Origin of the sequence: Flexibacter flexilis DSM 6793 (assembly GCF_900112255.1) — a bacterium.
GTDB classification, from domain to species: domain Bacteria; phylum Bacteroidota; class Bacteroidia; order Cytophagales; family Flexibacteraceae; genus Flexibacter; species Flexibacter flexilis.
Genome location: NZ_FOLE01000002.1, coordinates 238,920 through 261,334, shown reverse-complemented (window position 1 = coordinate 261,334; position 22,415 = coordinate 238,920). Strand labels below are relative to the sequence as shown.

12 protein-coding genes are annotated in these 22,415 nt (G+C 43.0%); 7 read left to right on the top strand and 5 right to left on the bottom strand.

The window, feature by feature from the left end; all coding sequences use genetic code 11:
* Positions 1–135: 135 nt before the first annotated feature.
* From BM090_RS04950 to BM090_RS04940, 3 genes are read left to right on the top strand one after another with little or no spacing between them, the layout of a single operon-like run.
* On the top strand, positions 136–1,200 hold the full coding sequence (locus BM090_RS04950; protein WP_091508468.1) for an AAA family ATPase: 1,065 nt from the start codon (positions 136–138) through the stop codon (positions 1,198–1,200).
* Entirely contained in the window at positions 1,197–1,718 is a 522-nt protein-coding gene (locus tag BM090_RS04945) for a hypothetical protein (protein ID WP_091508465.1), read from the top strand. The genes BM090_RS04950 and BM090_RS04945 overlap by 4 nt, the downstream gene beginning before the upstream one ends.
* A gap of 49 nt (positions 1,719–1,767) precedes the next feature.
* The gene (locus BM090_RS04940; protein ID WP_091508460.1) at positions 1,768–3,141 is read left to right on the top strand and encodes a hypothetical protein; all 1,374 of its coding nucleotides are present in this window, start codon (positions 1,768–1,770) and stop codon (positions 3,139–3,141) included.
* Between the two features lie 66 nt (positions 3,142–3,207).
* Here the strand turns inward: BM090_RS04940 and BM090_RS04935 are convergent, their stop codons facing one another.
* From BM090_RS04935 to BM090_RS04925, 3 genes are all read right to left on the bottom strand, one after another.
* Positions 3,208–4,137, bottom strand: a complete 930-nt coding sequence (locus tag BM090_RS04935) for a YihY/virulence factor BrkB family protein (RefSeq protein ID WP_091508456.1) — start codon at positions 4,135–4,137, stop codon at positions 3,208–3,210.
* A gap of 10 nt (positions 4,138–4,147) precedes the next feature.
* Positions 4,148–5,494, bottom strand: coding sequence for a sensor histidine kinase (locus BM090_RS04930; protein WP_091508453.1), 1,347 nt, complete (start codon positions 5,492–5,494; stop codon positions 4,148–4,150).
* 126 nt (positions 5,495–5,620) lie between these two features.
* A complete protein-coding gene (locus BM090_RS04925) occupies positions 5,621–7,615 on the bottom strand; it encodes an OmpA family protein (RefSeq protein WP_091508451.1) in 1,995 nt (664 codons plus the stop codon).
* A gap of 210 nt (positions 7,616–7,825) precedes the next feature.
* On the opposite strand from BM090_RS04925, the gene kbl reads away from it, so the two are divergent.
* Positions 7,826–9,016: a glycine C-acetyltransferase gene (kbl, locus tag BM090_RS04920; protein WP_091508448.1), complete on the top strand. Its 1,191-nt coding sequence runs from the start codon at positions 7,826–7,828 to the stop codon at positions 9,014–9,016.
* A gap of 88 nt (positions 9,017–9,104) precedes the next feature.
* Here the strand turns inward: kbl and BM090_RS04915 are convergent, their stop codons facing one another.
* Together BM090_RS04915 and prfB are read right to left on the bottom strand one after the other, a co-directional pair.
* Positions 9,105–10,718, bottom strand: a complete 1,614-nt coding sequence (locus tag BM090_RS04915) for an ABC-F family ATP-binding cassette domain-containing protein (protein ID WP_091508445.1) — start codon at positions 10,716–10,718, stop codon at positions 9,105–9,107.
* 125 nt (positions 10,719–10,843) lie between these two features.
* Positions 10,844–11,924, bottom strand: a protein-coding gene (prfB, locus tag BM090_RS04910; RefSeq protein WP_143083871.1) for a peptide chain release factor 2 whose coding sequence is annotated in 2 segments (ribosomal slippage) — positions 10,844–11,863 and positions 11,865–11,924 — 1,080 coding nt in all. Because the reading frame shifts where the segments join, the coding sequence is not laid out codon by codon here.
* 139 nt (positions 11,925–12,063) lie between these two features.
* On the opposite strand from prfB, the gene BM090_RS04905 reads away from it, so the two are divergent.
* From BM090_RS04905 to BM090_RS04895, 3 genes are all read left to right on the top strand, one after another.
* Positions 12,064–12,432: a hypothetical protein gene (locus tag BM090_RS04905; protein WP_091508442.1), complete on the top strand. Its 369-nt coding sequence runs from the start codon at positions 12,064–12,066 to the stop codon at positions 12,430–12,432.
* Positions 12,433–12,849: 417 nt separating this feature from the next.
* Positions 12,850–21,222, top strand: a complete 8,373-nt coding sequence (locus BM090_RS04900; RefSeq protein ID WP_221405339.1) for an Ig-like domain-containing protein — start codon at positions 12,850–12,852, stop codon at positions 21,220–21,222.
* Between the two features lie 131 nt (positions 21,223–21,353).
* Complete coding sequence (locus BM090_RS04895) at positions 21,354–22,325, top strand: glycosyltransferase family 9 protein (protein WP_091508434.1); 972 nt, start codon at positions 21,354–21,356, stop codon at positions 22,323–22,325.
* The last annotated feature ends 90 nt before the right edge of the window (positions 22,326–22,415 follow it).

Below are 22,415 nucleotides of genomic sequence, written 5' to 3'. Positions count from 1 at the left end.
AGGATTATTACATAGCAAACCGTATTTTTAGTTTATTTCGCTTCCTGAAATTAAGTAAACGCTCATTGTAATAAAAACAAAAGTATTTGTTGATAAAAACGTATTTTTGGGCATAGATAACCAAGCAATTGCTGTATGATAGTTAATATTAAGGTAGAAAATTTTATGGGTTTTCAGCGATTCGAGTACGCGCAACCCAGCCCGCTTACGGTGATTATTGGCAAAAACGATACAGGCAAAACCAGTTTGCTTAAGTTGCTGTACGCCAATACCAAAGCGTTGGTGCGTGCCAATCGGACGGCTAAAGAAGTGAATCTCAAGCAAATTATCAGCGAAAAACTATACAATACTTTTATGCCGCGTCGCAGTGGCTTAGGCGAGTTGGTCAGCAAAAGCGAAGAAAATGCTTTAGACCTGAACATGGCTTTTGCAGGCGAACACCGTTTCAATTTGCATTATGGTTTTTCGGCTTCGGCCAAAGAAATGCTGGGACATTGTTCTTCCGAAATTTACCCGATGCCAGAAGGATTTAACGCTTTGTTTTTGCCTGCCAAAGAGGTACTTACAGCCGCGCAAGCCATCAAAGATTCGCGTCGCGACGACCGTTTTTTGGATTTTGACGACACTTACACCGACATTATTGACTCGTTGAGCATTCCCGCCCAAAAAGGAAAAGTAGTGGTTGCGCTCAGGCACACGAGCAATATGTTAGAAGATTTGTTTGAGGGCGAAATTATCCAAAACCTTCAGGACACGCGCAATCCGTTTTTGTTCAAAAAAGGAAATGCGACCTTTTCGATGCCGCTTACCGCCGAAGGCATCAAAAAAATTGGGATTCTGACAACGCTCATTCGCAACCGAGAACTTAGCCGCAATACGGTGCTGTTTCTGGACGAACCCGAAACGGCATTGCATCCGCAGGCGCAGCGCAAATTTGCCGAAATGCTTTACACGATTAGTAACATTGAGGGCGTGCAGGTGTTTTTGTCCACGCATAGTTATTTTATGATAAGCCAGTTGGCCATTATTGCGCGGCGCGAACAACGCACGGTTAATTGTATTTCTATCGAGAAGGAAGCAGGCAAGAAATTTGTTGATTATCAGATACATGACCTCAAAAACGGTTTGCCCGACAACAGCATTATTCAGGAAGCGCAAGCCATGTTTCGGGAAGATATGAAAGTAGAATTAGGCTTATGACGGATACTATCATAGAAAGCGGAATGACTTTTGTTTTACCGCAAGGCCAGTACTTTAGGTTTGAAGAGGCGCAGGCGTACCAGTCCGTAAAGGCGTTTTCGGTTACGGAAATGGATTTGTGTTACGTGGAAGGTAATACCTTGTTTTTGGTAGAATTGAAGCGTTTTTATGACCCCAGCAACCCCAAATTTATGCCCAAAGATATTTCGGTAGAGGCTGTAATTGAAGACCTTAAAACGAATTTTTATAAAAATGCTTGGCATTCGTTGGCCATGCTTGCCCAGAATCGGAGTAATACCCAAACCTGTATGGCTGGTTTGCGGCAGCCCATTGATTTTGAAAAATGCCAAATCAAGTTGATATTTATTCTCAATATTGCCCCAAACAAAGATATTTTGCCACTTTACAAAGAAATTGCCAAGAAACTAACAGATGTAAAAGCCTTGTTTCGGGTGGATTCGGTGGCAGTGTTGGATTATGACACGGCAAAAGATTTTTATCCGAATTGGATAAAATAAATATGACTTGCTAAGTGTTTGATTTTGTTGTTCTTATAAAGAAAATTACATGCAAAAAATGACTTTTTCGGGTTTGCTAAAACGTTACTTTTGGTTGCCGTTCGTGGTATTTGGTTGCGAACGCGGTTGCAACTCGGAGCGACAAGAGGTACTTGCGGCCAAGGCTTTTCCTGTGCAAGTAGGCCAGCAAGCCGCCACACTCAAAGTGCAGAAAGTAAACCACACGGTCGTGAATACCAAATGGAATGGACGAATCGGTATGCAATGCCGCTGTTCGCATACGGTGCAAGGTCATTATCAGGATTTTGCGTATAGTTTGCAGCTCCCCAATCGCCCCGAATTGCTCGAAATATACAGGCTGCCCGTTTCGTATTCGACAATGGTTGAGGATACGAGTTTAAAATCCATTGCACAAAAAATTTCGTTTAAAGCCTCTGACAATCAGCAACATTTCTTGGTTTCAACGGATAGCGGCTTGGCCGTTGCGGTGTATCATTTGTTGCCGAAAGGAAGCCCGTTTTTGTCGGAATATGCTTACAATCCGCAGGCCGCGCAGCCCGAAGACCGCACCCGCGCCGAAACGGTTGATTTGTCCAAAATCCCAGCGGCAACCCAAATCGCGTGGGATTTGCTTCGCAAAAATGAACGCATTACAGATGGCAAAGGTCAGAATGCCAATGATTTGTTTGTCAATGCGTTGAGTAGCTATACGGCCCCTTCGGAATACGATTTTTATTTGGTGGAAAATATGGCGACCAAAACCACCTTTTTTGAGGCGTTGAGCAGCGAAAGAATACGCGAAGCGGCTGCTAATTCCCCGAAATGGCGTGCTTTAGCCGTCTCGCAAATGCTGCGCTGCTTGCGTAAAAATGAAAGCGCATCAGAAGCCCAAGGCATTTTGTTTGCGCTGAATGCTGCCGATTTGTACGCGCAAGCCGACCAAATTTATTTGGGACGCTGGTTTGATCCAGACAATCATTTTGAAGCCAGTACTTATTTTGAACGCCGCGCCAAAGTGCCAGAAATGGTGGTGGCCGAATCCGTTCGCAAGCAAATGCGTGAGAAAGCCATCAAGAATTTGCACTCGAATGGCTCGCTACAAAAAGAAGCTTTTGCATACTTACTGGATTTGCATGAGGTGAATTTGTTGCAAACGTATTTTGATAAACATTTGGCCAGTAATTATTTATATACAGAAACAATTACATTGGCGCAAACAAATTATGCCCAAATGCCGCCCGAAACGCAAAAACTAATCATTCAAAGGGCTAAAAAGTTGATTATGAAAGAAGAAGATTGGCTCAAACGCCGCACGCTTTTGCAAATGTTAGCAGGACACGTGGACTGCGAGCAGTGGGCGGTTTATCGCAAAAATTACGATGAAGATTTACGCGCCATTGTGTTCGTGGATTCGTGTAGGTAGGAGGTAAATAATTAAGCCTTATAAATTCTAAAATCTATAAGGCTTAATGTATTGTTATTATGAATATCAGTGCGGCTGATGCGGCTCTTCGGTGCGGATAATGCGTACGGCTTGCTTGGATGGCCAAATATTTTCGCCACGGCGCAACATATAAACGTGTATATATTCCGCCCCCAAAAAGAAAATAAGTGCCGAATAATTCACCCACATAATAATAATCACGACCGAAGCCGCCGCCCCGTAAGTAGAAGCTAAGTTGGTGTTTCCCAGATATAAACTGATAAGATAACGCCCTACGCTGAACAGCGCGGCTGTCAGAATAGAGGCACGCCATACGTTTCGCCAACGCAGGCGCACGTCGGGTAGGAACTTGAACATCATGGCGAACATGAGCGTAATAATACCAAACGAAACGGCAAATTGTGCCGTACTAATCAAGTACACCGAAAAGCTATCTAATATTTGTTCGATGAAACTTTGCAAGGCAATTAGTATCGTATGAATGACTAGCGAAACAAGCAGTAAAAATCCGATAGCCATTACCAAAGCAAATGATAAAACCCTGTTTATCAAAAACTTAAGCCAACCTTTGGAAGGTTTGGCTTTTACGTCCCAAATGGTGTTGAGGGAATCTTGCAGTACCGTGAAGGTGGCCGTAGCCGAAAAAATAAGCGTCCCACCGCCAATTACTTTAGTGATAAAGCTATCGTGTTGTAAGTAAGCATTTTGTACCATATTTTGAAGGCCGAGTGCGCCTTCTTCGCCGATGATGTCTTTGGCTTGTGTAAAAATTTGTCCCGCAACGGCTTCTTTCCCAAAAAAATAACCAGCCGTACTAATCACAATGATGATCATGGGGGCTAATGAAAAAATGGTGTAATAGGAGAGTGCCGCCGCCAGCCGAAAACAATTGTCTTCGTCCCATGCGTCTTTGAGTTGGAGGGTAAAAGACCAAGTGTTGGATAGCCACTTTTGGATAGAAAAAGGTTGTGTCATGAAGGTTTATTTAATAGTTGCTAATAGCGCGTTTGCTTTGCTCTTGATTGGGTAAAAATATTTCAAATTTTGTCCACTTGCCTAATTCTGAAGTTAATTTGATGCGCCCCCCTAATTTCTCGACTGTTTCTTTTACGATATAAAGCCCTAATCCTGAGCCTGTTCGCTCAGATGTGGCGCGGTAGAACATGGCAAAAAGTTTATTGATGTGTTCGCGACCAATTCCGATTCCATTGTCGTATATTTCAATGCGGGCTTCTCTTAAATCTACTTCTATACTGACGTTGAGTGTAGGGAATTGTTTGCTTAAATCGCAATAACGTATGGCGTTAGAAATCAGGTTGTTAAATACAATGCTAAGGCGTTTGTTGTCCGAATAAAAAGTGGTTTCTTGTTTTACGTAAATATGCTTGTTGATCAGTTCGTAATGTTGGGCGTATTTGAGTTGGTTGAGTGTGTCATTGACCATTCCCTCAAAATTGATAGCCGAAATATCCAAAGGAACGCGCGAGTTCTTAGAAATATTGAGTATGTCCTGAATATAAGAATCCAGTTTTTTTATCATTTTGGTTTGTAGCTCGATGTATTCGCTTAGTTTGCTCGTATCAGGTTCGAGTTTCATCACTTCAATTAAGCCCAAAAGTGATGTAAGTGGAGAGCGCAAATCGTGTGATGCTTTGTACACGAAGCTGTCTAGCTCCATATTTGTTTTGTGTAATTTTAGATTTTGTGTGCGTAAGCGTTCATTGAGTTTTTCGAGTTTGTATTCGGCAGATTGGTGTGTGCTGACATAGCTGTAACTAAACATTGCAATCATAAACAGAGATACCAATAAGGAAAAGTAATAATTAGTGGTCGTGTATTGATTGTTGAAAGGAATGAAACCAGAAAAATGATAGTCAGTTAATTCTAAAAAAGACAGGCAAAAAAGTGTTATAAAAAGGCTGGCTAGCAGGTAGTTGCGTTCTTTTCGGACGGAAAATAACATAAACATTCCGCTGATAATGGCAAAAAAGAGGAAATGATTGCCTGCTTCGCGACCTTGTGAAGAACCATTTACCAAGACAATAATGCTTCCATAGGAGGCTACCATGAATTTGCCCAGCCCATAACGTCCCGTATTAAAAAGTTTAAGGCTTGCCGAAAACATAACTATCATACTTAAATCCAAGATAGCATGATTCCAAAGGCCAAACCAGCTATCTATCACGAAAAAACCAAAAGAAGCTAAAATGGCAACAAAAATGACTTGTATGGAAACTACAGTACGTTTAAACTCGGCACGATTGTAAGCATAGCGACCATAGTGTTGTCTAAATGTACTGACAATAAATTGTTTGTAAGACTTTAATAGCATAGGTTTTTCTTAAAATATGCAAGAGCGTTCATTGTGTTTATATCCAAAGAAGTGTTTTGCATTACAGTAACGAAAAACCTCTGATGTACGCAGTTGCACAACAGAGGTTTTTCGTTGGTATTATGCTTAATTTTCTTTGATCTCGAATTCTGTACGGCGGTTCAACTGACGATTTTCGGGGGTATCGTTAGGTGCGATAGGTCGCGTAAAACCATAACCCTGAAATGTCATGCGGCCTCCGCCAATGCCTTTCTTAAGCAAATAATCCGTTACAGCACTAGCTCTATTTTCGGAAAGTTTTTGGTTGTGCGCTGCTGAGCCTACGTTATCCGTATGTCCCGAAATCTCAATTTTGAGTGTTGGTACTTCTACCATCAAATCATAAAGGCGGTCAAGTTCCGTGTTGGATTCGGGGCGAAGTGTGGCTTTATCCGTATCAAAAAAGATATTTTTGAGGATAATACGAGAACCAACCGCAATTTTTTTCAAGCCAATATCTTTGTTAATTTCTTGATAATCATCGCTTGGTGGCAAATCAAAGTTTTCGGAATGGAATAAATAATCGTCTTTGGAAACGGCAATCCCGTAGTTTTTGCCAGAAGGAAGTGTAACCAAATAACTACCTGTCAGCGAATCAGAATTTTGTTCGGAAAGTACCTCGCCAGTGGCATTATCTACGAGTGTAAACATGGCTTTGACGGGCTTGAGTGTAATTTCGTCAAATACTTTTCCTTGCAAAATGGTTACAGCACTTTTGGTTTTGCCTGCGGCCAAATTTTCGGTTTTTTGTTTTTCAACCTTCATTTGCTGATCGGCTGTTGCCTCATCAGTGGCTTTGGTGGTTACAGCCTCTTCGTCCACAGCTTTAGGCATGGTAATGATATAAATATCTTTGCCGCCTCTGCCGCCTTCTTTGCCCGAAGCGTAGTAGCCGTGTTTTCCGTCGGCAGAAAGTACAAAGTAAATATCGTCTTGTGCTGTGTTAATTGGGTAGCCAATGTTTACAGGTTCGCTCCATTTGTTTTCTTCAAAGAAAGAAATGAAAATATCATAACCGCCCATTGTTTCGTGGCCGCGCGAACTGAAGTACAAAACTTGCCCGTCCGAAGAAATGAATGGGGCATCTTCATCGCGCCCTGTGTTAATGAGTGGCCCTAAGTTTACGGCTGGTCCCCAGTCTCCGTCTTTGTCCAGTTTACTCATGTAAATATCAAAACCTCCATAGCCACCAGGTCGGTTGCTACTGAAATATACGGTTTTTTCGTCGGCGGTAATAGAGATAGATAATTCGCTATATTTTGTATTGATGTTGCTGCCCATGTTTTTGGGTTTACTCCAACCATCGCCGCGTTTTTTAGATACAAAAATATCTTGGTCTTTGTCTTTATAAATAAAAAGCTCGTCGCCATTTGGGGCAAGCGCGATACAGGCATCATGGTATTGGGTGTTAATGGGTTCGCCCATATTGCGAGGGGCAAGCCATTGGCCGTTTACGTGACGGCTTTCGTAAATATCTTCGTAAAATTCGCCGTTTGGTGCAAGCAAACCACCCGTAGAGCCTTCGCGGGTAGAAGTAAACATCATTACCGATTCGTCGGCGGCAATTACTGGCGCGTATTCCGAATATTTGCCATTGATTACGCCCCCGATATTGTCAATTTTGGCACGTACTGGGCTATCTACCAGTTCTTTACCTACATCACATTGGCGTATGCGTTCTTCGGCTGCGGCAATGTCTTCGGTGTTTTGAGAGCTTTTGATAAACGCATTAAATTTAGCTTTGGCATCGTCGAAGCGGTGCGCGATTTGGTAGGCGCGAGCCATCATGTACAAATAGTCTTGATGTACGTCGGGCTTTAGTTGGCCTGCTTTTTCCAAGTGTGTAATGGCCTTTTTTTCGTAGCCCATTTCCAAATAACAAACCCCAGCTCTGTACTGAATTTCGGCATTACTGGCCGCGGCAGGCAGGATTTGCTCATAGTATTCGGAAGCCGTTTTATAGTCACCTTGGCTATAACTATAGTCACCTTCTCGCAATGCTTTTTTGTCTATCTTCTGAGCTAAAGCGAAGGTTGCACTAGCAAAGAGTAAGAGTACGGCATGAAATAAATTTTTTCTCATATCAAACAATAGTTTGTAATTTATCTAAAGAAAATGTACTTAGAAATGAAAAATTTCGTAGCAAGCTACCATTTTTTTCTATACGACAAAAGCAAGCACTGTGCCAAATGATGAGATGATATTTTTTTGAATATCTCTTGGCCAAAATTCTATAACTTCGCGCACTTTCAGATTACTGTTTTATTCACTTTTATCCTGTCATTTTAAAATATGTACGCTACCTTACAGCCTGTTTTAATCAAAGAATTAGAAGACATCAAAGCCGCAGGGCTTTACAAACGCGAACGTACCATTATCACGCCGCAAGGTGCTGAAATTGATACAGTTGAGGGCGGCCATGTGCTGAACTTTTGCGCCAACAATTATTTAGGACTTTCCTCGCATCCGCGCGTGGTGGAGGCTGCCAAAAAAGCCATTGATTCGCACGGCTACGGTATGTCGTCGGTGCGTTTTATTTGCGGAACGCAAGACGTACACAAAGAATTAGAACAAAAAATTTCGGCCTTTTTGAGAACAGAAGACACCATTCTGTACGCGGCAGCTTTCGATGCGAACGGCGGTGTATTTGAGCCACTTTTCAACGAACAAGATGCCATTATTTCGGATGAATTAAATCACGCGTCTATCATCGACGGCGTGCGTTTGTGCAAGGCGCAACGTATGCGTTACAAACACAACGATATGGCCGATTTGGAAGCCCAACTCGAAAAAGCCAAAGGTTGCCGCCATCGCATTATCGTAACCGACGGCGTGTTTAGTATGGACGGCACGATTGCGCAATTAGACAAAATTTGTGACCTCGCCGACAAGTATAACGCCTTGGTAATGACCGACGAGTCGCACTCTTCGGGCTTTATGGGCAAAACGGGTAGAGGTGTGCATGAGCTCAAAAACGTCATGGACAGAGTCGATATTATTACGGGAACTTTGGGCAAGGCTTTGGGCGGTGCTTCGGGTGGTTTTACGTCGGGTCGCAAAGAAATTATTGATATGTTGCGCCAACGCTCACGCCCTTATTTGTTTTCTAATACCTTAGCTCCGTCGATTGCGGGTGCATCAGTGGCCGTGTTGGATATGCTTACCGAAACGACGGCTTTGCGCGACAAACTGGAACGTAATACGCTGTATTTCCGCCAAAAAATGACAGAAGCAGGCTTTGACATCAAAGAAGGCCAACACCCAATCGTTCCGATTATGTTGTATGAGGCGACGCTTGCGCAGCAGTTTGCCGAAAAACTTTTGAGCAAAGGCATTTACGTGATTGGTTTTTATTATCCTGTCGTGCCACAAGGAAAAGCGCGTATTCGCGTGCAAATTTCGGCTGGCCACGAAATGGAGCATTTGGATAAAGCCATCGCCGCCTTCACGGAAGTGGGCAAAGAATTAGGCGTGATTCAATAAGTTTTTGGGTTGTTTTAAATAACAAAAACGCCTATTTGTTGCAGTTTGTACCGCAGCAAATAGGCGTTTCTATTTCATTGTAAATCAATTATTTGTACATCGTTTCGCGTTGCGCTTTTACGTCGTCGCTGGCCAAAAACTCATCGTAAGTAATGCGTTTGTCCAGAATGCCGTTTGGCGTAAGCTCAATGATGCGGTTGGCTACGGTTTGTACAAACTCGTGGTCATGCGAAGTCATAATCAACGAACCTTTGTAATCTTTCAGGGCGTTGTTGAAAGCCGTAATTGATTCCAAATCCAAGTGGTTGGTTGGCTCGTCGAGTAGCAACATATTGCCGTTTTGCAACATCATGCGCGAAAGCATACAACGCACTTTTTCACCACCCGAAAGTACACCCGCTTTTTTGAGCGATTCTTCACCCGAAAACAACATTCTGCCCAAGAAACCACGTACAAACGATTCGTCTTTTTCTACGGAATATTGACGCAACCAGTCCACCAAGTTCAAATCCACGTTGAAATACTCGGAGTTGTCGTTTGGCAAATACGTTTTGGTAATGGTTACACCCCATTTGTATTCGCCCGTGTCGGCTTTCTCTTCGTCCATCAACGTTTTGAAAAACGTGGTAATGGCCAAGCTGTCTTTGGAAACAATCGCGATTTTGTCGCCTTTGTCCACGCTGAAATTTACGCCACTGAAAAGGGTTTTGCCTTCTATTTTTTTGCTCAAATTTTCTACGGTAAGAATCTGATTACCAGCTTCACGTTCTTGTTTGAACATAATGGCTGGGTACTTGCGCGTAGAAGGTTTGATGTCGTCGATTACCAATTTTTCCAACAATTTTTTACGGCTGGTTGCTTGGCGTGACTTAGAAGCGTTGGCACTGAAGCGTTCCACGAACTCTTGCAATTCCTTGCGTTTGTCTTCTACTTTTTTGTTTTGGTCAGAACGCTGTTTGGCGGCCAACTGGCTCGACTCGTACCAGAACGAGTAGTTACCTGTATAGATTTGTAATTTGCTAAAATCAATGTCGGCGATGTGCGTACACACCGTGTCCAAGAAGTGACGGTCGTGGGAAACCACAATTACCGTATTTTTAAATTCGGCCAAGAAATCTTCCAACCACATGATAGTTTCCACGTCCAAGTCGTTGGTCGGTTCGTCCAATAACAAAATGTCTGGGTTACCAAAAAGTGCTTGAGCCAAAAGAACCCTAACTTTTTGGTTACCACTAAGTTCGTTCATTAGTGAGTAATGCAATTCTTCATGAATGCCCAAGCCGCTAAGCAAGTTGGCCGCGTCGCTTTCAGCATTCCAGCCTTCCATGTCTGCAAACTGGCCTTCCAGTTCAGAGGCGCGTACGCCGTCTTCTTCCGAAAAATCTGCTTTGGCATAAATCGCGTCGCGCTCTTGCATGATAGCCCACAATTTTTTGTGACCCATCAACACGGTTTGCAACACAGGGCATTCGTCAAACTCAAAGTGGTTTTGTTTCAACACGGCCAAACGCTCGCCTGGCGTGATGCTTACACTGCCCGTTGTGGGGTCTATATCGCCCGATAAAATTTTAAGAAAAGTAGATTTGCCTGCGCCGTTTGCACCGATTACGCCGTAGCAGTTGCCTGCGGTGAATTTAGCATTTACGTCTTCGAACAATACACGTTTGCCGTAGCGCAACGACAGATTTGAAACTGAAATCATAGAAAAAAGAAAGAAAAAACTTTAGCTTGCTTGTTTTGGGAGCGGCAAAGGTAGGGAAAATAATGCCCGAATCGAACCATTGCGCCGCCAAAATTGAATATTAAATTATTGATAATAAGAAACTTTTAGTCTTGCTGCATCAAGAAGGCCTTGATGTATTCGTCGATGTCGCCGTCCATGACGTTTTGCACGTCCGAACGCTCCACGCCTGTACGCACATCTTTCACGAGTTTGTAAGGGTGCATCACATAATTGCGGATTTGCGAACCAAAATCAATACGTTTTTTAGAACCTTCGATGCGGGCGCGTTCTTCGTTGCGTTTGTCCACTTCTATTTGATAGAGTCTGGATTTAAGCATTTTAATCGCCTTGTCCTTGTTCATGATTTGCGAGCGTTCTTGCTGACACTCAATGATAATGCCCGAAGGTTTGTGTTTGAGGCGCACGGCGGTTTCTACTTTGTTTACATTTTGGCCACCTGCACCGCCCGAACGGAATGTATCCCATTCGATGTCGGCCAAATTGACTTCGATATTAATGTTATCGTCCACGACTGGGTACGCGAACACAGAGGCAAACGAAGTGTGGCGGCGTGCGTTGGAGTCGAACGGCGAAATACGCACCAAACGATGTACGCCGATTTCGGCTTTGAGATAGCCGTAAGCAAAATCGCCATCAATTTCGATGGTAGCCGATTTGATGCCCGCGCCTTCGCCTGCTTGGTAATTGATTTCGCGGACGGCGTAGCCGTGTTTTTCGCCCCACATGATGTACATACGCAACAGCATATCGGCCCAATCTTGGCTTTCTGTGCCGCCTGCGCCTGGGTTTATTTCCAGAATCGCGCTGAGTTGGTCTTCTTCGCTGTTGAGCATTTTCTTAAACTCCAACGCTTCAATTACGCCTTGCGATTTTTGGTATTCGGCTTCTAATTCTTTGTCGTCTATTTCGCCTGCTTCCGCAAACTCGTGGAGTGTTTCCAAATCCGAAAGCGCGGTTTGTGCTTTTTCAAAATCTGTCGCCCACGATTTGAGCAGTTTTATTTCTTTCATGACGGCTTCGGCGGCTTTGGGATCGTCCCAGAAGTCGGCGGCAGTCGTACCTTCTTCTTTTTCGGCAATGAGGGCTACTTTATTATCGTAGTCAAAGATACCTCCTCAGGGCGGAAACGCGTTCCCTCAAATCTTTTAATTGTTCGTTGGTCATGGCCAATTCTTAGATTATTTTTATAAATTGGGCGCAAAGATACGCATAAAAAAAGCAAACCGTATTTAATATGTTTTGGTACGATTGTTGTGTGTATGTTTTTGTTTTATTTTTTAATAAATTATTCACAAATACACTTATGAAAAAACTATTGTTTGTAGCGGCCTTTGTGCTTGCTGGTGTTTCGGGTGCTTTTGCACAAGCCAAATATGAATTTCGTCAGGTAACGGCCATTGAGTCGGTTGTGCCAGGCGGTTTGGGCCGTTCGCGTTTGCTTACCACCGACAAAGACGGTAATCTTAACGAGATTAAACTCGAAAACTTCTTTAGCTTGGTAGGTATCAATTTCGGAAACATCAAAGAAAATGATAAAACCATTACCAACATGATAGAAGGAATGTACGCCGAAAACTGGACGCTTGAAAACGTTTCGACGGGGGTTTATGGCGCAGAAAAAAGTACAGGTATTTTTATTACACGTTATTTGTTTAAGCGCGAGAAAAAATAAAAAGACGATATACCTAATTATATAAGGGATTTTAGATAAACCATCTATTATCCCTTATTTTTTTGCATTGATCGTATGAATGTTTTGTTTTGATTTCATATTTACAAAGAATTAGCGTGTTTTTTGTTTTTTTTAAAAATAAAATATCTCTATATTTGGAAGGCCTAACAATGGCTTAAAGAGTAGGGGTAATTATGTTAAATGATTACCTGTTTTTTTAACACACACATAACATACATACTTTAAAATGTATGTAACTTTGCACAACCACTCCTACCGCATTGAAAATACTTCTTTTTATTCGATTTCTTATGTATTCTTCAATTATCTTCTAATTTTTTTGTGTTAATCTTTTGAATTTTTATGAGAAAAATATACATTAATTGTATAACAAATAGTGTGCAGCGACTGAGTCTGATGCTGATATTATTGGTTATGATGAGTGGTGCACCAGTGTTTGGGCAGATAACGGAAGGCTTTGAAGGTGCGACTCCTCCTCCTGCGGGCTGGTCTTATGTTTCTGTTGCTCACGGTACAAATAATCCAAGAAATGGTTCTAAATGTGCTACATTTGATGCTGCTAACGATGCTATTATTACGCCAATTGTTGCCAGCCCTGATGTTTTGACATTTTATTGGAGAAGAAGTGGTACGGCTCCTACAAGCCCTAAATTTACGGTTCAAACAAGTACTTCTCAGGCAGGTCCTTGGACGAATTTGCCATCGGCTAATGTTACTACAGGAGCAAACCCAATTACTTCATTTACCACTAGTTATCAAACATTTACCGCAGATTTGTCTTCATTTAGCAATATATGTGTTAGGGTAATAGATGGACGTTCGGGAGGAAGTAACCAATTATACCTTGATGATTTTTCAATTACAGTTGCAGCTTCCGACGTAACGCCACCAACAGCCAGTACATTTTCGCCACTTGATAATGCAACCAATGTAGCGATTAGCACTAACTTGGGAGTAACTTTTAGCGAAAACATTGCCAAAGGCACAGGCAATATTTTGATTAAAAAAGTTTCGGATAACAGCGTAGTACAAACCATAGACGTAACGTCTGCGGCAGTAACCATTTCGTCAGCTACACTTACAATTAATCCGCCTTCAGACTTGACGGCTGGTACAGCTTATTATGTAGAAATACCTGCTACTGCGGTACAAGATTTGGCTGGTAATTTTTATGCAGGCATTAGTGGGGCTACTGCTTGGAACTTTACGACTGCTGCTGCCGATGCTACTGCTCCGACAGCAAGTTCTTTTTCGCCAACCAATGGTGCAACGAGTGTAGCGGTTAATTCGGATTTGGCTGTAACATTCAGCGAAAGCATAGCCAAAGGCACGGGCAATATTTTGATTAAAAAAGTTTCGGATAATAGCGTAGTGCAAACGATTGATGTAACCTCTGCTGCCGTTACGGTTTCTTCTGCCACGCTTACGATCAATCCTGCTTCGGATTTGGCCGCTAGTACAGCTTATTATGTAGAAATACCCGCCACTGCCGTACAAGATTTGTCTGGTAATTTCTTTGCTGGATTTAGCGGTTCTACTACATGGAGTTTTACGACAGTTTCAGCTTCAAGTAATTGTGATACTGAATCGTTTACTAATATTCCTACTGCATCAAGTTCTTATAATCCTTACACATGGGTTGGTGATGATGGTGCAAGTTGGTCTGTAACCAATTCTCGTACCGACCAAACCATTACGGGTAAAGCCATTACTGTAAGAGGAATACTAACGACACCTACTGTTACGGGTGGTTGTGGTGTAATTACTGTTTCGCATAAAATTCCGTTTTCAGAATCTTCTCCATCGTTTACGGTTTGGGTAAATGGCACACAATACGGCTCGGCGATTGTTCCGACTTCGGGCGTGCAAGTTTCTAACATTACGGTAAATGTAGGCGGTTCGGTGAGCATAGAACTTCGTTCGGACGGCTCACGTATTACATTCGACGATATGTCTTGGACCTGTTATGTTCCTTGCGTTTCTCCAACCACACAAGCCTCCGCTCTTACATTTGGTAGTATCACAGCTAATAGCGTAACGGCCAATTATACACGCGGTAATGGCGATAAAATATTAGGTGTTGTGGGTGCTGGTTCTTCTCCCGCAAACCCCGTTTCTGGTAATGTTTATGCAGCCAATACGGCTTTTGGTTCGGGGGGCGCAGTGGGTAGTGGTTTTGCCGTTTATGATGGTACGGCAGCTACTTTTGGTGTAACAAGTCTTTCTCCAGAAACACACTATTATGTGAATCTTTACGAATACCTAACGGCTACATCTTGTTATAGCCCAACAGCGTTGGCGGGTAATTTCTGGACGTTAAGTACAGAACCTACGGCACATTCTACGTTATCGGCTTCGGCGGTAAGTGGTTCGCAAATTGACCTTACGTTCCAGACTGCCACTACATTTGGAGCTGATGGTTATATTATTTTACAAAAAGTAGGCTCAGCTCCTACGGGTACGCCGACAGATGCTACGGCTTATACGGTTGGTGGTACTATCGGCGACGGAACGATTGCCGCTATCGTAACAAGTAGCTCAGCAACAACCCAAGCCATTACGGGACTTACAGCAGGTACTACTTATTACTATTCGCTTATTCCTTTCAACTGGAATTTGTCTAACATTGGAACATATAATTATAGAACGGCAGCCACAATCCCAACGGCATTTGCTACCCCAACGGTCGCTAGTAAATTAGCGATTACGGGTACGTCTTTTGTTGCACCTGTATCTGCTTATACAGCAGGTCAAAACTTTAGTGTTACGGTGCAGGCGCAAGATGCTAGCAATAATGTTCGCTCAGTAAGCACTGCGACTACTGTTACTTTGAGTGTGGCCAATGGTTCGGGTAGCTTAACTACTATTACGGGCATTATCGCAGCGGGCGCAAGTAGTGTAACGATTACGACTACTTACGACGGCATCGAAAGTGGAGTGCAATTCATGGCAGCAGCAACCAGCGGCATGAGCCTTACGACTTCGGCGGCCAGCAGCGCGATTCAGTTTTACGGTATAGACGAAACACTTTTTCCTCAATATGTAGCGTACCCAACGGCTTCAGGTAATAACCGTGTGCCTGTGGCATATCGCCTTACTTTGTCTGGGCTTTTGGCTAATACAACTTATCGTGCAGTTAACGGTTGCGTTGTGGCTACTGATGATTATAACAATGCAGGTGCGGGCAATGCGTATTTTGTTCCTACTTCAGGCAATTTTGTTTATACAAATGCTACGAGTATTAGCACTAATTATATAAATATTACGACAGACTCGCGCGGTAATTATACTGGCTGGTTTATCACAGAACCAACTCAGAATGCTACGTTTACGGCAGGCAATAATGTTTATGTGCGTATTGCGCTTAACGATGGGGCAGGAGGAAGCACGCCAGCTTTATATCTTACTACCAAACTAACCATGACAGCAGTTGCTTTCGGTTCTGCGGCTTCTAATGTAACGGGCATTCGTTCTACATCGTTGGGTACTGCACAGGATTTTGTACTGCTCAGTAGCAACATGGCGGGTACTGGCCGTCCGTTGTATTGTACATTTATCGAAAGTGATGGCAATACAGTAACCGCTGCCGATTATGTAGATTATTATGATACTAATGTAGATGGTGTTGCTGGTGCTTGGGGTGCTATTATTCCCAATACTAACACGAATGGTGTTCGTTATATAGCGGCACTAAGCCGTACGACAGGCAACGTGGTAGGTTGTGCCGCCACTGATGCAGATGGTAACTGGAACGGTGTAAGTACCGTAAATCCCAATACAGGAGTTACGGCCAAAGTGATTGCGACAGGTGATGCACCACTTACTTGCCAACCAGAAATTCAAGTAAAACAACTTGGTACGAATTATAACACTGCCAACACTTATAATTTTGGTTTTGCACAACAAAGTGCTAATACAGACGTGGTTTTTACGATCAAAAATACAGGAGTTGCTGCGTTGACTATTTCAACTACTACCGTAACGGGAACAGGTTATAGCCTCGTGTCCTCGCCTGCTGCCAGTGTAAACGCTGGAGACAGCACAACATTTACGGTACGTTTTAATTCGGGCGTAACAGGTACTTTTACGGGTAATGTAAGTATCGCGCACAGCGATAATAGCGGTAGCGAAAATCCGTATGTAGTTAATTTTACAGCAAAAGTATTGCCTGAAATTGTGGTAGAACAAAATGGTACAAACATACCAGATGGTTCGGGTAGTGTAGCCTTCGGTACGGCAAGTATCGGCGGTCAGCAAGAGAAAATATTTGTTATTTCTAATACAGGCTCAGGCGATTTGATTATTTCTTCCCCAGTATTTGGCGGAGCAAATGCTTCAGAATTTAGTATAGTGGGAGGTGTGGGTATATTCCCTATTACAGTTGCTGCTGGCGAAAATACCAACATTATTATTCGCTTTTCTCCTGCGGGTGTAGATGGTGCGCATAGTGCAACCTTCTCGTTTACTACTAATGATACAGATGAAAATCCGTATAACTTTACTCTGACAGGTACTCAGGCCACGCCGCCAAGTGTTTCGGTAAATGCCAAAGATCCAAGTCCGAGTTCACAACCTACTTTGGGTTCACAAAATAATGTATTGTATCGTGTAGCTTTGAAAGCCAATGGAAGCACCGCTACATTGCAGTCTATTCGATTGACAACACAAGGAACTTATGCAGAATTAGATGTTACTTCCTTTAGATTGTGGGTTTCTGCCAATAATAGTTTCAGTACTACAACAGATACCGAAATCGGTACACCACTAACAGCTGCGTCTGGTGGTTCTTTATTGTTCGATGGTTTGTCTCAAACGATTAGTGCTTCAGACTCTGTTTATTTCTTTATAACCGCCAACATTCGTATTGATAATGCCGCTTCTAATAAAACGGTAGGTGTTAGTATGACTAGCTTTAGCGACTTGACGTTTTCGGGTAGCCCAACTTCGGGTACTATCTCTGTTGCGGCGGGTGCTTCACATACGATTGTTTCACCTTCCGTGAAATTTAGTCTTGCTGATGCAAGTCTTGCAGAAGGAACGGGTGCGGGAACTTCCACTTATAACATTGCATTGCGCTTTTTCGGTAATGTTCCTGCGAATGAAAACATTGTGATTAACCTTTCGGGTGCAGCTACTGGCAACGGTACGGATTATGATTTTGGTACGCCAGGTAGTGGCCTGACTAAAGTTTCGTATGTGGGTAATGTGCTTACGTTGCGTACAGGGACAATTACTACGCCTGCTACTATCAATTTGCCTATTAACATTACGCGCGATGCGGTGGACGAGCCAAATGAAGATGTAGTGTTGACGATTGCAAACGCAGGGGCTATTTATATAGATAATAATGCTAAAGTCTTTACTTTCACCATTACGGATGACGATGCGGCTTCGGTTGTTAGTTTTGCCAGCACCGAAGAGTATAAAGGTGAAGCGGTGGGCAGTAGCTATACCGTAACGCTTGATATAGTGCCTGCGGCGGCGGTATCGGGTAATATCGTACTTAATGTTTCAGAAACAGATTTGACTTATGGTGGTACTTCTCCCGATGATTATACGACCTCTCCAGCCAAAGCGGGGAGCACGGTTACTATACCTATTACGGTTGGTCAATCATCCGCAACATTCAATATTAACATTAATGATGACGAAACTAATACAAATCCCAAAACAACAAACAGCAAAGTAGTCTTTAGTATTGCCTCTGTGCCAAGTAATGCAATCATTAGTAGTACTGACCACACGCATACGTTGCATATTGTAGAAGGTACGTTCTTGGAACAAGGCGATTTGGCTATTCTTGGTTTTAATACAAGCAATATTGGAAGCGATGATGAAATAAGTTTTGTTTGTTTTAAAGATTTGATTCCAGGTACTGTAATTGATATTACTGATAATTCTTATAACAAATGTACACCTGGTATTGCGTCTCCTTCAAGTACGAATTATATACTGAATGCTTTTGGAGAATCTGAAGGCTGGGCACGTATGACCTTTACTAGTGGCTCAACTATTGCAGCTGGTACCGTCATTACCATGGTGATTTCGGGTGGTGGCCCTACAAGCTATACGGGTTCGTCTTGTATTTCTCCAGCAGGTAGCACGTGGACTTTTACGGGTATGTCTTCTAACACTGGTAATTTCAATTTGAATAGTAACGGTGAGCAAATCTTTTTCTTACAAGGTGGCACACTTGATGATAATGGCACAGGCCCTACAAACGTTAATTATGGTGATGATTTGTATGTAGGTGGTCGTATTTTGTATGTGTTTAATACCAAAGGTGATATTTGGACACCTACTTGTACTAACAGTGCTGGAGGAGGTACTCAAAATTCTGGTAAGCCTTCTGATATGGATTGTTTCATTTCGTATAATCCGAACTCAGGAACTGTAAATAACTATTATAAATATACTGGCCCTGTAACGGAAACATCTAAGCGCGGCTGGATACAACGTATTCAAGGTTCGGGCAATTGGACTCCTTATACGAGCGCATCCAATTATAATTCGGGTGGCCCTAACTATCGTGGCGGCTATTCGATTTCAATTGGGGCTGGTGCTTTTGAAGCAGGTGTTTGGGAGGGGACGACCAATTCCAATTGGTTTGAATGTCGCAACTGGCAAAGCCTAACTATTCCTGAAGAAGCAACAGATGTTACGATGGTAAGTACTGCACCAAACAATATAGTAATTGACACGGCTACCGCTAAATGTCATAACATTACAATTGCTTCTACTAAATCCTTGACCATTGCCAATACTGGTGGTAGTGGCGGTAACTTGAATGTATATGGTGATTTTAATAATCAAGGTACGTTTACACATACCGCAGGCGTGGTAACAATGAAAGGTAGTAGTCTAGCACAATTGACACAAGCATCAGGCACATTGGCTTTCCGTTCATTGGATGTGGCTAACTCGGGTGGTGTGATACTCAACAATGACATTAGTGCCAACACCGCACTCACGCTTACTTCGGGTACATTAAACATGAACGGTAAGAAAATAACGCTCAATAATGGTTCATTAGATGTTGTTGCGGGTATTTTAGATGGTACAGCCAATGGCTCTACGCTCGAATATACAGGCACAGGTGGTACCAATGTGCCGACTGGTAGCTATGACAAACTCATCGTAAATCGTACGGGTAATACGTTGGTTATGTTAGGCGATGTTACGTTGCGCGGTGCGTTGGGTACTGCGCTTGATTATCCTGCTGGTACGCTCAATATCAATAGCTATACACTAACGTTGGAGTCTGGCGTAATGACAGGGGCAAGTGGTGTTATCCAGGCTAAAGGCTCTAACTCAGACCTTGTTATTAATGGTTCGGGTGCTGTGGGTACGCTTCGTTCTACAGGTGGCTTTGATGATTTTACTTTGAACAGAACCTCTTCTGGTGGCGTAACTTTAGGTAGTAACCTTACCATTAACGACGAATGTAATTTGCCTGAAGGAACTTTGAATATTGGTAATGGAAATACACTCGCCCTTAAAGGTGCAATCAACTGGACAAACGGTGGCCTTACGGGTGGCACAACGAGTCATCTTTCGGTAGAACAAATAGACGGAACTACGGCACGTTTGATTTTGCCAACGCCTACGGGTGGTTTGGGTAATGTAAGCATCAAACGCCTGAATGGTATGTCATTGTTTGGTTCATTGGCGGTGGCAGGAACAGTTTCGTTTTCATCAAGCCCTGCCTCTGGTGGTATTTATACGACCAACGATACTTTGGATTTGGGTACTACGGGCACTATCACTGGCGAAACGGCTAATGTAAATACTCGATATGTACAAGGTATTGTAAAAGCAACTCGCACGGTCGGTAATGGCGGTAGCTCTAACTTTGGTAACATTGGTGTCAATGTTAGTTCGTCGCCAAGCGATTTAGGAACGGTTCGTGCATATCGTTTCGCTGGCTCATCTCATGCGGTTACTTTTGGAGCGAATGCAGGGATTGCGCGTTTGTGGCGTATCAAACCAACGGCACAACCTTCTGGAGCTTTGGGCTTGTCTTTGGCATGGCCTGCCGATGATGATAATGGTACAAATGCTTCGACTAGTTCGCAAGTGTATCGTCTTCCTGAAGGAGCTACTGATTGGGAACAGGTAGGAACTGTACAGTCTCCTTCTGTTGTAAATGGTATGCGTACAGTGAGTGTTTCTACTTCTGGTTTCTCGGATTGGACAGTAAGCGACGACATCAATACTTTGCCTGTAACTTTGGTTTCTTTCACGGGTTATTTGCAAGGAAACGTAGCGCAATTGCAATGGATTACGGCTTTCGAATACCAAAATAAAGGCTTCCGCGTAGAGCGTTCGGCTGATGGCAAACACTACGAAAGCATTGGTTTCGTGTCGGGTGTAGGCACAAGCTCTGCTTCACAGCGTTACGGTTTTGCCGACCAATATTTTACAGGAAAAGCATACTACCGTTTGGCGCAAGTGGACATAGACGGAGAAGTAACGTATAGTCATGCGGTTTACCTCGAACAAAAAGGAAAGCTAACCGCCAACTTTGCGTTGAGTCCGAACCCTGCTACTAGTTACGTGAATTTGCAAATGCTTGGCACGGCTTCCGAAAGCCCAATCATGATGCAAGTGATTAGTGCCGAAGGCCGTCAGTTGTCAGTAGCGCAAGGCGATATTATGCACCTGAACCGTTCGCTTAACCAGACAATTTCGTCTTTGGCGTCGGGCGTGTACATTATCCAATTGCAACTCAACGACCAAGTGGAACATTTACGATTAGTGAAAGAATAGCTTTCACTTTCGTTAAAAACATACAAAGCCCTGCTATTTCAGATAAATGGCGGGGCTTTTGTTATCATGCACAGAAACGTATCTTTGCAACGTTTTCAGAAATTATAGTTTACTTACAAACCGAATTTGCCTTGAAAGTTCTTGTTCTTCGTTTTTCTTCGATTGGAGATATTGTCCTGACTACACCTGTTGTGCGTGCACTCAAAAAGCAAATCCCCAACATAGAAATTCATTATGCCACCAAACAACCTTTCAAAGTTGTGTTGGCCGACAATCCGTATATTGACAAACTGTATTTGCTCGAAAAAAACAATTTGCCTCAATTGCTTAAGCAATGGAAATCAGAAAAATATGATTACATTATTGACTTGCACCACAACTTGCGCACCTTGCGCATTAAGTTGGCGTTGGGCGTGAAGGCGTATAGTTTTGATAAATTGAATATGGAAAAATGGCTTTTGGTTCGTTTCAAAATCAACCGAATGCCAGCCATGCACATCGTGGACAGATACATGGCCACCGTCGCGCCGTTGGGTGTACACACCGACCAAGAGGGTTTGGACTATTTTATTCCTGAAAAAGACGTGGTGCAACCTTGCGATATTCCCACTTCGCATCGCAACGGATACGCCGCCATTGCCATTGGTGCGCAGCATTTTACCAAACGTCTGCCACTGCATAAACTCATAGAACTTTGCCAACGAATACCCGCTCCTGTTACGCTGCTTGGCGGCAAAGAAGACATTGTCGTGGCGCAGAAAATTGAAGAATATTTCTTGGCCAATAATCAGCCCAACAAGGTTTTTAATGCTTGTGGAAAATTCAATTTGAATCAGTCGGCATCGCTGTTGCAACAGGCGCAAGTGGTGTACAGCCACGACACAGGCCTGATGCATATTGCGGCGGCTTTGCACAAAAAAATCTATTCGATTTGGGGTAATACCACGCCGCTGCTGGGAATGTACCCGTACCGAACCGACTATGTAGTCATCGAAAATAAAGAATTGAGTTGCCGACCTTGTTCCAAAATTGGTTATAATCATTGCCCCCAAAAGCATTTCAAATGTATGAACGACCTTGATTTGTCGGCGTACATTGGCTAAAACAAAAAAGGTAGCGTTTGGATAAGCTACCTTTTTTGTTTTTATACTTTACTTTGTTCGTTGTAATATTGACAGCAGTTTTGCTGTATT